Source organism: Candidatus Hydrogenedentota bacterium, from assembly GCA_018005585.1.
Lineage (GTDB): Bacteria > Hydrogenedentota > Hydrogenedentia > Hydrogenedentales > JAGMZX01 > JAGMZX01.
Window position 1 is genome coordinate 1,778 of the sequence record JAGMZX010000019.1, and the last position, 13,400, is coordinate 15,177.

Genomic DNA, 13,400 nt, shown 5'->3' on the forward strand with positions numbered 1-13,400 from the left:
CGCTGCCATCTGTAGGCGCTCCGGCGTAGCTGTCATGCCAATCATCCTCGCACCACTCCCAGACGTTCCCGCTCATGTCGTACAATCCGAAAGCATTCGGCAGCTTCCCGCCCACGTCATGCGTCTGTAAACCGCAGTTGCCCAGATACCAGGCGTAGTTCCCAATCTCGATGAGACTGGGGTCGTCTCCCCAGTAGAACCGCGTCGTTGTTCCTCCCCGGCAGGCATATTCCCATTCCGCCTCTGATGGCAGGCGGAACGTCAGGACCGTCGCGGCGTTCAGAGCCGGCAGGAAATTGTCTTTTATTGTGTCCCAGGACACCCACTCCACGGGCCGATTATCCCCCGAAAAATACGAGGGATTCGATCCCATCACCGCCTGCCACTGCGCCTGCGTCACCTCGTACTTGCCCATCCAGAAACCCGGTACCGTCACCGAATGCTGCGGGTCCTCTTCCGAGTGGCTGCCCTGCTCCCCGGAATACCGCCCCATCATGAACGTCCCGCCGGGAATCCAGACCATGGTCAAAGGCACGCCGCCGGGAAGTAGAATGGTCTGTTCTCCTTCTGCTTCACCTTCACCTTCACCCTCGCCTTCACCTTCACCTTCACCTTCACCCTCACCCTCACCCTCACCCTCACCCTCGCCTTCGCCAACTAGAGTATGTGCCGCGACGCGAAAACCGATACCGGTGCCCGCGCCCCACGGGGCGCTGAAGTAGCGGACCGCTGAACGGCAGGTGTTGCCGTCGTTGGCCCAGGCGCCGCCCCGCATCAGGCGGTCCGAGCCTCTAGGTGAGTACACCCACGCGCTGCCATCTGTAGGCGCTCCGGCGTAGCTGTCATGCCAATCATCCTCGCACCACTCCCAGACGTTCCCGCTCATGTCGTACAATCCGAAAGCATTCGGCAGCTTCCCGCCCACGTCATGCGTCTGAAAACCGCAGTTGCCCATATACCAGGCGTAGTTCCCAATCTCGATGAGACTGGGGTCGTCACCCCAGTAGAACCGTTCGGTGGACTCCGCACGACAGGCATACTCCCATTCCGCCTCCGAGGGCAGCCGGAACGTCAGGCCCGTCGTGGCGTTCAGAGCCGGCAGGAAACTACCTTTTATTGTGTCCCAGGACACGCACTCCACGGGCCGATTATCCCCCGAAAAATACGAGGGATTCGATCCCATCACCGCCTGCCACTGCGCCTGCGTCACCTCGTACTTGGCCATCCAGAAACCCGGTACCGCCACCGAATGTTGCGGATCCTCATAAGACTCGCTGCCCTCCTCGTCGGGATACCGGCCCATCATGAACGTTCCGCCGGGAATCCAGACCATGGTCAAAGGCACGCCGCCGGGAAGAAGAATGGTCTGTTCTCCTTCTGCTTCGCCTTCACCTTCCCCTTCACCTTCACCTTCACCCTCGCCTTCGCCCTCGCCTTCACCCTCACCCTCACCCTCGCCGCTACACACTTCATGTGTACCGGGGCCCGGCGCATAGGTGTCTTCGGAAACACATTCCGTGTGGTAACCACCTGAGTTGTAGAACTGAATGACCCGGAGCAGTTCCGTCAGTTTAATCTGCCAATCGGGGCTTGAGGGCGCATAGTCGCTCGCGTGCGGTGCACAGCTATGATTCGCGCCGGGGCCCGGCACATAGCCGTCCTCGGTGCTGCCCGGGTCATCCGCGCAGCGGAATCCTCCGGAGTTGTAGAACTGGATTACCCGAAGCAACTCGCTCAGCGTAATCTCATAGTCTTTATTGGTGTCGGCGGAGTGGTATTGCGCCGCGGCCGGTAGCGCGAGGCCGGCGACAAGCAAGAGAAACAAGATGCGCGACATGTCTCGTAACAAAGACTTGGACTGAAAACTGAAGTGCGCCGGAGTAATCGCGGGGGCGTGCCGCATAGACGCACAAACAAACATCATGTCCTCCTCCATTGAGTTTGTTCCGGATCCCCCTTTCCCTCTTGGGGATAGAGTACCATGGACATGTGGCTGTGTCAACGGGGGGGCTATGGCCGGCCTGCGTGCTCACGAACCCCCTTCCTGTTCACACGCCCGGTCCTATGTCGGGCGCTGTTAGCCTGAAGGGAACTTCGGGCTAAATACAGCCGAGGTAGTCGGCATATTGCCAATGTCTGCCCCGCCCTGGAGAGCGGGCAACCACCCCGTCGCGGAGCAACGGCCGGTCTTTGAACTGGGGCGGGAGTGCCTCGGCTGAACCCAAGCGCAGGCGGGCGCGTGTCTGCTGGGCGTCTGGGTCTGTCCGCAGAAATCTTGGAGGTTGCGGCCTTCCATTGCACGCCGGACGGTTGCCCGGCGCAAACGTTCAACCCGTTGGCCGCGGTTGCATGCCGGGCCGGCCTGGGAGACCGAGACCGCGGCGCTGCTCTCACGGACCATGTTTGTCACGGTGCCGCAGGACCTGCTCCAGAAGGAGCGGTCCGGGACCTGCTGGCGCGGATCCCCCGGCTTGAAGAGGTGGCGGAGGTAGTCTGGCTTCAAGACAAGCATTACGACGGCGGCGGCTGTCCGCCGCAGGCACCCGCGGGCGAGGCGCTGCCCATCGGCGTGCTCGAGCCGATTCGCGTGAGAAGGGCGATGGCCCGCCAGACGCCGCGCTCGACACCGCTCATCCCGGCCGGCGCCACCAGGCGCGCAGCCGGGCGAACAGCCCGCGTCGCGGCGGCGCCGGCGCGACGGCGCCTCCGTCGCGACCCCGCCCCGACGTGCGTGGCGCCTTGCTCGATTCGTACAGCGCCAAGAGCGCATGCCGGAACTCGCGCGCGCTTTGAAACCGTTCCGCGGGATCGGCCGCAACGGCACGCGCGACGAATTCGTCCGTGCCCGGCGGGAGACCGGGACACAAACGGGAGAGCAGGTCGCGCCCGTTGGGCAACTGGCCCGACAGCATCTCGAAGAACATGATGCCGAGAGGGTACAAATCCGCGCGGTGGTCCACCTTCGCGGCGTTGCGCCGCTGTTCGGGCGCGACATACTGCATCTTTCCCAGGCTCGAACCCACCATGGTCAGGCCCTGGTTCGCGTCCTCGATTTTGGCGAGGCCAAAGTCGAGCAGGCGTACGGACCCATCCGGCAGGACCATGATGTTCTCGGGTGAGAGGTCGCGGTGGATGGTTACCCGGTGCGCGTGTTCGAGCGCGTGGGCGACCAGGCACAGCACGCGGACCACGGAGCCAAACTCCAGCTTCCCGCGCTTCTGCAGCCAGTGCCGCAGGCTCTTCCCCTCGACATATTCCATCGTGTAGAAAAGCAACTCGTCGTCATGGTGTGCGTCGAGGATCTTGACGATGCACGGATGATCGAGCTGGCGAACGGTCTCGATTTCACGCAGAAAACGCGCAATGACGGCCTTGCGCGACTGCCACTGCGAACGGAGCATCTTCAGCGCCAGTTCCTGGCCCGTGGTGAGGTCGCGGACAAGAAACACCTTGCCCATGCCGCCGCGCCCGAGCGGGCGCAGCACCTCGTAGCGGCCCGCTATGGTTTTTCGGGGACGCTCCGTTTCCGCCATGCGAATGTGCCTCTCTGCCCTTCTCCAACAACGAAAACATGGTAGCACATGCCCACCGCCGCAGCGCCACCTTTGCGCCAGCGAAGCAGGAGCGAGGAGACCGTCGAAACCGAGTGGGTCTGGGTCACCACGCTTCCCAAGCGCCAAAATCACATCCAGAATCACCACGCGAAGCCGACCCGGCGCCATTCTGCTCTCGAGAACCACTGAACACACCCCTCCAAATATCCAATGGCGGAATCGCTGAGTCCCCGGCCGTATCCTTGACAAATCTCGGGAAACCGCCTAGCATCGTTTCAGCCGGGAGCAAACACCAAATGAAGTATGCAGTGTGGGCCATTGCTGCGCTCTTGTGCTGGTCGCCGGCCGAGGCGGGGGCGCAAACGCCGGACCCCATTCCACGTATCCTGCTCGTGGGCGACAGCTGGGGCGCTCTGATGCAGGCATTCGACACCTACAAGACCGTCCTTCCGGAGTATCCCGGCCTTGGACAGTACCGCTCCATCGGTTTCCGCACTACACAGGTCGGCGTCCGCGCCGCGGAATATGATACGCCGGAAGTGCTCGCCATCGTGGCGGATGAACTCAACCGGTATCCTGCTATCGATGTCGTGCATCTGAGCCTGGGCGGCAACGACATTCTCTACGGTGATTGGCGGCCCGGCATGTCGCCCGCGCAGGCACAGGCCCTGTTCGATACCGTGACGGGCCATATCGCGAACGTGATCGACTATATTCTGGCCTTGCGTCCCGACATTCGCATAGGGCTCTGCGGCTACACGTTCGGCAATCACTCCATACCGGACGCGACCACCCGGCAGGTGAATGAGGCCATCCTCGGGCTGGAATTGACCAAACTCGCGATGGTCCAGGGCAAGAGCCGCGTCTTCTACGTGAACAATCTCGGCCTGATGCAGTACTATTACGGAATTCCGGATGCCGAGCCGCCCATCCCGGCCGGTTCCGTGCCCCGCCCCGGCGGCTATCCGGACTATACGCCGATGCCGGGGGGCAATATCGGCTACCCAGCGCCATTGGACGCGCTGGTCGATGACGACATTCACCTGACCGCCGACGGATACGCGCATCTTGCGCGGCGGTGTATCGACGAGTTCTTTGGTGCGTGGTTGTCCTGGCCCCGCGCCCTCGAGATAGCGCCCCTGGACAGTGGCGGGATTGAACAGCGTTTCCGCGTACGTTTTACCGAAGCGGTCACCGGCGTGGACCTGACGGATTTCAGCGCCGCGGCCGAACCCGCCAAGTCGGCCGCGCCGTCGGCCGTTTCCGGGTCGGGTCCGGAATACACGGTCACGGTGACCGTGTCCGGGGAGACGGGCACGGCGCGTTTGTCGGTTCTCGACGACGACTCCATCGTCGATGACGAGGGCAACCCTCTTGGCGGGCCGGGCGCGGGCAACGGCGGATTCACGGTCAATGTCCCCTTTGCTTATGAAGACCCGCCCGTGCCCGCGGACGACGATTTCGACGTCTTCTTCGAGCATCTTGATGTAGTCACGGCGCCGTATCAGGAACTGCTCGCCGGATTCAGCTTCAAGCCGGAACTCTGCGACGCCAACGGAGGTTTCCACGGCGTCGACCCGCTGCAGATAGACGGCAACGGCCTTCTCGACAGTTACGAATTTGCGCTGATTCGGGAATGCCTCCGCAACTCTGGCATTGACCTGAGCGCCTGGGGCGGCGTGACGCACGCCGTCGTCGCATCCGCCTGGCAGAACAATCTTGCCCGGATGCGGGAAGACCTCGGCGGCGAAGACGGTCTGGCGCTGTCCGTGTTTCAGGGCCTGGACAGCATTCTTGCCGCATACACCACCCTCGGAGACCCCATCTCCGCGGCGCTTCCCGTGATGCTCATCATGGCGGCGCTGTCCTACAACGATTTCCCGCTCGACCTGTACGTGCCGAACCAGGCCGAATACGTGTTGCTGCCTCAGTATTTCTCGCTCGACGGCGACGCCGACGGCGACGGTTACACGAACGCGGAGGAGTACGGCTTTTTCGTGCCCATCGGCGGCCGTGACCTGTATGTGCTGGCCGCGCTCCAGCCCGGGATGACGCCTGATTTCGCGTGCGACAATTCGGAAGGCGGCACGTTTGAGGAAGGCGATTCGTTCTGCCTGATCGTGCCAGAACCCGCCGCTCTCGGCTCCGGATTCCAATGGTACAAGGACGGACAGCCGCTTCTGGATGGCGGGTTCATTTCCGGATGCCGGTGGCGCGCGCTGCATATCCTTTCCCTGCGCCAATCCGACTCGGGCCTGTATTCGTGCGAATATGATGACGGCGTCAAGACACACCGCGTATTCGGGCCTGTCCGCGTAACCGTGGCAAAAGTCACGCCCGTCCTGCATCTTCCCGGAATCGTCGTCCTTGCATCGCTGGTCGCGCTACTGTTCGCGCTGCGCGCAAGGCGGCGCCTGCGGTATTGACCGGACATGGCGCCGCACGTATACTCCGGTCCCATGGACACGACCTATTTGAGATCCCACGTGCTGGAAAGAGCGCCCGGAGGGACACGCGCGGTCCTCGACATGCTCGCCGTCGCGGGGTTGATGGCCCTTGCGGCGCAGGCGCGATTCCCACTGCCGTTCTCGCCGGTGCCCGTGACGATGCAGACATTCGTCGCGCTGTTCGCGGGATACCTTGTTAGCCGGCACCGTGCCGCCGCGGGCATGGCGCTGTATTGCGTTCTCGGTCTCGCGGGCGCGCCGCTGTTTGCAGTGAGTTCCGGCGCGACCGCGGGCTACCTCGCGGCGTTTGTGCTGGCGCCGTACCTCACCGCCAGCTTCCGTTCGCCGCTCGCGGGCATGGCGGCTGCCTCGCTGTGCATCTACGCACTGGGCGCGGCGTGGCTCTGCCTGTTCCTCGGCATGACCTTGCCGCAAGCCTGCGCCGTGGGCGTGCTGCCCTTCATGCCCGGCGACGCCATCAAGCTAATCGCCGCCGCCCAATTGGCGGGTTGGGCGCGCCGCTAGCGCCCGTTGCGCGGCTTTCCCTCGAGAAATTCCCGTCGTGAGGCCATGTGCGCCAAGGCGCGCGCCACGTGCGCGGGACTCGAAAACACGTAATAGCCCAGCCGTTCGAATTCCTGGATTACGGTGTTCGGGATTTCGCCGTACGCCAGCAATACCGAATCCGAGGCGACCAGCAGCGGCTTGTGGTACGTCCCGGCGAACCCGGCGATGCGCCGCGCTTCTTCCGCCTCGATATTCGCGCCGAACTCCGTCAGCTTGTCCAAGCCGTGCTCTTGCGCGCGCGCCGAGAATCTGTAGCGCTGCAACGCGCTTGCGATGTAGCCGACGCCCAGCAGGATTACGGCATCCACGTCCGGGTGCTTGATTACCGCCTCGACCGTGCGTGACAACGCGCTCAGGTCGTTACTCGCAACGAGGTCGATCGGGTTGTTGCGGCTCCACCAGGCGGGGAGGATGCCGTCCAGCTCGCGCATCACCGTTTCGGGCAGCGGAATGACGTCGAGCCCGGCTTCCGCGCAGGAGTCCGCCGCGATAACGCCCCAGCCGCCGCCCTGCGACACGATTACCACGCGCCGTCCCTTTGGCAACGGCTGGTGCAGAAAGACCGCGGCCACCTCCATCGCTTCGTAGATGTCGTCCACGACGACGGTCCCCGCCTGACGGCACATGGCGCGGAACAGACGCACTTCCGAAGCCAACGAGCCGGTGTGGGACTGCGCGGCCTTGAAACCCGCGCTGGTGCGGCCGCCTTTCACGACAATCACGGGCTTGCGCGCCGCCACGTGGCGTAATGCCTCGTGCAGCCGCCGCCCGTCACGCGTGCCTTCGATGTAGGAGATGAGCGAGGCGGTCTTCTCATCGCCCGCGAAAAACGCGAGATAGTCCTCCGTGCGCGTGGCGGCCTCGTTGCCGGTGCTGATGAACCGTCCCACGCCCACCTGGTGCAGCGCAGCCCAGCTCAGCACGGTACTGCCCACGTTGCCACTCTGCGAGACCACCGACAGCCCGCCCGCTCCGGGATAGCGCGCGATCATGCCGCAATACAACTGCTGCGGAGCCGGGCTGGCCACGCCCGCACAATTCGGGCCTATCACCAGCGTGGCGGTCTCAGCGGCGATGCGCGCCAGTTCGCGTTCCGCGTCACGCGCCTGCATATCGTCCAGTTCGCCGAAACCGGCCGTGATCACGATGACCGCGGGCACGCCGCGCGCCACGCATTGCCGGACGCAGTCGAGGACCGACGGCGGCGGCACCACGACGAGCGCCACGTCGGGCGTCTGGGGCAGCGCCCCGATGCTCGGAAAGCACGGCACGCCCAGAATCTCGCGGTGGCGCGGATGCACTCCGTACAGCTTGCCGCGGTAGTCGCCCTCGAGCGTGTTGTACAGAATCCGGAAACCCCATTTCCCCGGCGTGTCCGTCGCGCCGATAATCGCGACGCATCCCGGCTCGAAAACGGCGCGGAACTGCCGCATCCGCTCCGGGGTCGCAAGCGGCGGCGGTTCCGCCGCCACGGGCGTGCTTTGCGGAGCAAGCGCTATCAATGCGTCCACGGCCAGCGGCAATCCCTCCTGAATGATGAGCGGATTGATGTCGAGTTGCGCGATTTCCGGCAGGTCTGCGAGCATTTCGCCCACGCGCTGCAGGACCGCAGCCAGCGCCGCCCTGTCAGCAGGCGGTTCGCCGCGAAGCGCGTCGAGCACGCGGGTGCTTTGTACCTCCGCCAGCATCTCCAACGCATCGCGCTCGCTGAGCGGCGCCAGGCGGAACGCCACGTCGCCCAGCGCCTCCACGGCTATGCCGCCGGTCCCGAACATGACGCACGGGCCGAAAACCGGGTCGCGCACGCCGCCGATGATGACCTCGCGCTTGCCTCTGGCCATGCGCTGCACCAGAAAGCCGTCGAACGCTTCGTCGTCCAGCGCCTCCCGTATGCGCGCCGCAGCGTCGCGAACGCCTGCGGCGTCAGAAACGTTCAAGTGGACCAGACCGCGGTCGGTCTTGTGCTGCAGCGCGCGCCCGCACGCCTTCACCGCCACCGGATACCCAATGCGTTCCGCGATCCCGCTGGCCTGGGGCCCGTCCGCGGCGAGCGCCTCCTCCACGACGGCAATGCCGTAAGCTTGAAGGACCTGCTTCGATTCGTGCTCGGAAAGCGCGCGTGCGCCGGACGCCTGGGCGTCCCGCAGCCATTTGCGCGCGTTCTCGCGTTCTCTCATCACATAACACTCCATGCCCATGCTGGATGACGTTCTCAAGGCGGCGCGCTGGGAAATACGATGCGCCGCACGGCCCAAGACGGGGCGGAACGGCGCGTATGGTAACACATTTCGCGCGCACGGCGGCGCGGTGCCATATCGCATTACGCTATTTATCTATGAATTCATGATACAATCCCATGTAATAAGCGAGAAGGAACGCGGAACCCGTGGCCAATTCCCGGCCGTCGCCGCCGCTGTTCAATTCCCACGGGTCGTCGCTCCATTGTTTCATGTACCGTTCATCGACCGGGAGGACGACGCCGTCGATGCGGAAGCCCTTGCCGAGCGTCCCGCCCGGCTCGCGCGCCAAGGGCGACAATGGCAGAATATCCAGCCTGCGGCTGTTCGTATGGCGCCAATTCACGAGGTCCAGAGGATACCGGCGCAACGTTTCGAGCGCATCCGGGAGACATTGCTTCGGGACCGCCACCTTTTCGGGCGTCGAGGGCGCAGGGAACTCCTCGCCGTCACAACAAGCCGCAAAGGCCATGTTATAAAACGCGTTGCGTTCGCATGCCTCGAGTTGCCAATAGCGGAAGCAACTGTAGGCAAACATGGCGCGCAACCGCGGGTCCTGTTCGTAACGCAACAGGTGGTAGAAATTCATGAAAGCCATTTCGTCGTCGAATTGCACGTTCGAGCCGGGGCCGCGCTGCACCTTCGGGAACATAGTATTTGTTGCGTAGCTGTGATTGCGTATCAAGCCGTCCGCGGCGTCGTCGTACTTCGCGTCGCCCGTGATATGCGCGGCGGCGCGCAGATAAGCGAGGATGCTCAGCGAATTCAGGCCCCGCTCTTCCCACCAACTCGGGTCGTGATTCAGCGATTCCGGGCTGAAATTGGCCCAGCGCGTGGGCTGGCCGTCCCAATCGACGAGCCGCAGGCCGTGCTCGAGCAGATGGTCCGTCATGTCGCGCACGACGGCGCGGACACGCTCTTTCTCCTCTTCGGTCTCCGCCACGAGATCGTAGTAGCACGCGTTCAGAAAATAGTGTCCATCCAACTCGTCGGAACTGGTGTCACACTTCCAATACCAGTTTCCATCTTCGCTCACGGGCCAACGCGGATGGACCACTTTCCATTGCGGGTCTTCGGTGTCGCGGCGCCGTTCGTCCGCCGCTACGGAGTACTCGGGAAACTCGTTCGGGTCGGGATCGGCGGTGCTGCGAATGGTGCGCGCGGGGAAACCGCGGGGCGCGGGATGCGAGCCGCCCTGTGTCACTTGGCTGAGAAAGCGCAGGGCCTCGAACGCCGCGGTGGCGCGTTCCTTTGCTTTGGGGTCGCGCGTCGCGGCGTACGCGAAGCATTCCGCCGCGCCGTACATGCCGGTCCATTGCCCGTCGTTATCGTCATCGTGCTGCACCCAGCTGCTCTTGTCCCCGGGCCGCTCCAGTTGCACGGCCAGTACGTACCCATAAGGCGTGCGCCGGTGCCGCGCGTCGATCTCGTCTTCAAAGAAGCGGGCCTTGTCGGCCAGCGTCATCGCCCGAAATCCGATACGGCCGACTCCCGCACGTGTTGCAAACCACGCCGATCCGTCCGGCGCCACCGCGATATCGAGCACGTCATTGTCCGGAAGCCAGCGCCGTCCCTCCCGATAGCGCCACTCCTTGCCGTCAAAGCGAATCGCGCCCTGATGCGTGCCGAACCAGACCGCGCCGCGGCTGGCGGCAATGCCGGTGAAATCGTTGCAGGGCAGGCCGTCGGCGCCCGAGTACAGCCGCCATTGCCCGGCCTCCATCCTGCCCGCGCCTTGCGGGCTCGCAAACCACAGGCGTTCCTCCCCGTCGAACGCAACGGCGCGCACGTCGGCCGGTGCCCAGCGTCTCTGTCCGTCGGCGGGAAACGCCTGAAACCAGTTCAGGCCGTCTTCGCACAGGAAGAGCCCTTCCGGCGTCGCGGCGGCCAACACGCCCTTCGCGCTTCGCGTGATATCGCACACGCGCGGACGGCGGCCCAACAGGTTGTTCAATTGCGGGCGCGGGAGGAACCGGTTGCCGGCCAGGGCGTACAACCCGCGCGTCGTGCCGAGGAAAACCGCGCCCGGGAATGCCTCCAGACACAGCACTTCGCTCGCGCTCTGCACGCCCGCGGGCAACGGCGCCAGCACGTGTCCCTCCTGGTTAACCAACTGGCCATTGTAGATCAACAGCAGCCCATTGGCGTCCAGGTTCGCAAGGTGCTGCACCGGCATCGCGTCGAAACCGGCGACCATGCCCCATTGGCCGTCGCGCCATGCCGCGAGTCCCCGCTCCGTGCCCGCGAAGACGCGGCCGTCCGCGAGACACGCTACCGTATAGGCCTCATTTCCGGGCAGCCCTTGTTCCGTCGTGTACGCGGCGCTGTATTCCTGCACGAACGGGGCTTCCGCGGCAGCCGGCACCGGCTCCGCGCAACTCAAGGCCAGCGCAAGGACGATGGAAGAATGTCTCAGCATATGCTTGTCTCGCTCGATTTGCCTCGACGACCGCGCGCAAACCGCGCGGCGTCTGGCTGATGTTCGTGCCTATTCGACGTACTCAAAGTCTGAGATCCCAAGTCTCAAATCCGGAATCCCGTCAGGGCCCGCCGCGGGTAAGCCACGTCAAAGTGATGCGCGCGAACACAATCGACTCGTAGGGACGTTCGTCGCCCCGTTCATACAGGCAGCCAAGCGTCTGGTCCGGCAACACGGTCAGAGACGAATACGCGGACGGCCCCTCGCAGATGCACCGGGCCACGGGCCAAGTTGCGCCCTCGTCCAGGCTCATTCGCACGGTCATGCGCACCCGGTCCTTGCTGTCGGCGGGGTTGGAGAAGACCAGGCGGTCCTTGCCGTGACGCAGTGCGTCGCTATAGCGCAGAAAACTCGCCTGGCACACCGGCTCGACGAGCGCCTGGTCGAATGACAGGTCCATCCAGGTTTCCCCGCCGTCGCCACTGAGCGCGATGGCGCGCATGCCGTGTTTTTCCGGTTCCTCGCCATCGCGTCCCCAGTAGTTGCGCATGTTGACAAGCAGACGTCCATCGTTGAGTTCGACTACCTGGCATTCATCCGTATGTTTGGCCACGGAACCGCCGGCGCGCCAGGTTGCCCCGTGGTCATCGCTGTAGAAACAATGCGACACCATGACCGTGGCGCCGTCCCGGGTTTCGCGATGATCGCACGGAATAACAAGCCGGCCCCGGTGTGGCCCCTGACGTAGCTGGATACCGACGCCCGGGCCGGTCGCGTACCAGGTCCATCCGGCGGGTTTGACCGCGGCGGTAATCTCGACGGGTTCTGACCAGGATTGACCCTCATCGGCGCTGCTGACCACGAACACGCGGTCGTTGTCGCGGCAGAAAGGCAACCACACGACTCCGGTGTCTTCATCGAGCACCGGACAGGGATTGCCGATCGTGATGTCCGCGGTCCCGCCTTCTTCATAGATAAGGCGCAACGGACCCCACGTGCGCCCGCCGTCATCGCTCCGTTTCATGACGAGGTCGATATCGCCGTGGTCGGCCCTATTGTTCTTGCGGCCTTCGCAGAACGCCAGCAGTGCGCCCGACGGCACGGCCAGCACAGCCGGAATCCGGAACGTATGATAACCCGCTTCGCGCCGCTCAAAAACCGCCGTTTCCTCAGGTATTGAAGCTGCGCCTTTCGCGTCCAGTTCGTCGAGCCGGAACCGTACGCTCATGACGTACGGCTCTTCGCCTTTCGCCCAGTGGCCGTAGGTGGTCGCGACGAAGGTGCCGTCCGGCAGCAGTTCCAGGCCCGGATAGCCGCAGTCCGCGCCCTTCGTATTATCGAGCAGCCGCACGCGATATTCGCCGCCGCGGCCGTAAACCAGGTCCTCATACGTGCCGGCCCACGCCACGAAATCCCCGTACGTCTGCGTGACAAGCGCCGTGTCGCGGAACACAAACACAAGCCGTCCGTCGGGCGCGTAGCGGCCCACGTGCCGGTCGCCCGTGAGGCTGCCCGGCAACTCGCGCGGCACCGACCAAGTGGCGCCCTCGTCATTACTGAACGAAACAAACGAGTTGAATTTCCGGCTGTTCTCGCGCATCAACATCGCCAACTGCGCGCCGTCCGGTGACCGCACAATCCCCGGTTCGCACAGATGTGCCTCAGCGTGCCGCAAGACCTCTTCCGGGGAACCCCACGTGAGCCCGCCGTCCTTGGAGACCGTCTTGTAGACCACGAAGCCGGTCGTCTTGCCTTCGCCGTGGAGAAAGCGCCCGTCATCGTGGAAATATGCGGCATAATCCCCGTTCTTCAGCGCGACGAGACTGCTCATGGTTACCACGCCGCCGAAATCGCCGATGGGGGAGAGGGGCGTCCAAGTCGTGCCATCGTCCTCGGATACCGCCATGCGGATTGGATACAACCCCGAAAACAGAATCAGGCGCCGCACGCCCTGCGCGTCCACGACGCGATGGATCGTTGGCGTTTCGAGCGAGCTTGCCCAGTTCTCGGGCACAGAAAGGCGCTCGCTCCAGGTCAGGCCCCCGTCCGTGCTGCGTTTCAGCACTATCGCGCCACGGCCATGCCCCTTCGGATACGCCGCCAGCATGGTGCGGCCGTCTTCAAGCAACACCGTCGTCGGATGGCCGAGATAGTGACCGGGTTCGCGGTCCACCGT

At 64.2% G+C, this 13,400-nt stretch carries 7 protein-coding genes; 2 read left to right on the forward strand and 5 right to left on the reverse strand.

Annotated features, from left to right (window positions below; translation table 11 throughout):
• Both KA184_05060 and KA184_05065 read right to left on the reverse strand, forming a co-directional pair.
• A partial coding sequence (locus tag KA184_05060) for a formylglycine-generating enzyme family protein (GenBank protein MBP8128929.1) occupies nucleotides 1-775 on the reverse strand: 775 nt, incomplete at its 3' end.
• A 1,855-nt stretch (nucleotides 776-2,630) separates the two neighbouring features.
• Nucleotides 2,631-3,533: a serine/threonine protein kinase gene (locus KA184_05065; protein ID MBP8128930.1), complete on the reverse strand. Its 903-nt coding sequence runs from the start codon at nucleotides 3,531-3,533 to the stop codon at nucleotides 2,631-2,633.
• 317 nt (nucleotides 3,534-3,850) lie between these two features.
• On the opposite strand from KA184_05065, the gene KA184_05070 reads away from it, so the two are divergent.
• Nucleotides 3,851-5,980, forward strand: coding sequence for a hypothetical protein (locus KA184_05070; protein ID MBP8128931.1), 2,130 nt, complete (start codon nucleotides 3,851-3,853; stop codon nucleotides 5,978-5,980).
• Nucleotides 5,981-6,040: 60 nt separating this feature from the next.
• Nucleotides 6,041-6,526, forward strand: a complete 486-nt coding sequence (locus KA184_05075; GenBank protein MBP8128932.1) for a biotin transporter BioY — start codon at nucleotides 6,041-6,043, stop codon at nucleotides 6,524-6,526.
• Here KA184_05075 and KA184_05080 read toward each other — a convergent pair.
• From KA184_05080 to KA184_05090, 3 genes are all read right to left on the reverse strand, one after another.
• A complete protein-coding gene (locus tag KA184_05080; protein MBP8128933.1) occupies nucleotides 6,523-8,745 on the reverse strand; it encodes an acetate--CoA ligase family protein in 2,223 nt (740 codons plus the stop codon). The genes KA184_05075 and KA184_05080 overlap by 4 nt on opposite strands.
• A gap of 148 nt (nucleotides 8,746-8,893) precedes the next feature.
• A complete protein-coding gene (locus tag KA184_05085) occupies nucleotides 8,894-11,224 on the reverse strand; it encodes a hypothetical protein (GenBank protein ID MBP8128934.1) in 2,331 nt (776 codons plus the stop codon).
• A 121-nt stretch (nucleotides 11,225-11,345) separates the two neighbouring features.
• Entirely contained in the window at nucleotides 11,346-12,452 is a 1,107-nt protein-coding gene (locus KA184_05090) for an exo-alpha-sialidase (GenBank protein MBP8128935.1), read from the reverse strand.
• Between the last annotated feature and the right edge of the window lie 948 nt (nucleotides 12,453-13,400).

Bases quoted from the DNA above. Each gene is read 5' to 3' on its own strand.
- KA184_05065 (MBP8128930.1), bottom strand. From the start codon at position 3,533: ATGGCGGAAACGGAGCGTCCCCGAAAAACCATAGCGGGCCGCTACGAG.
- KA184_05070 (MBP8128931.1), top strand. From the start codon at position 3,851: ATGAAGTATGCAGTGTGGGCCATTGCTGCGCTCTTGTGCTGGTCGCCG.
- KA184_05080 (MBP8128933.1), bottom strand. From the start codon at position 8,745: ATGAGAGAACGCGAGAACGCGCGCAAATGGCTGCGGGACGCCCAGGCG.
- KA184_05085 (MBP8128934.1), bottom strand. From the start codon at position 11,224: ATGCTGAGACATTCTTCCATCGTCCTTGCGCTGGCCTTGAGTTGCGCG.
- KA184_05090 (MBP8128935.1), bottom strand. From the start codon at position 12,452: ATGAGCGTACGGTTCCGGCTCGACGAACTGGACGCGAAAGGCGCAGCT.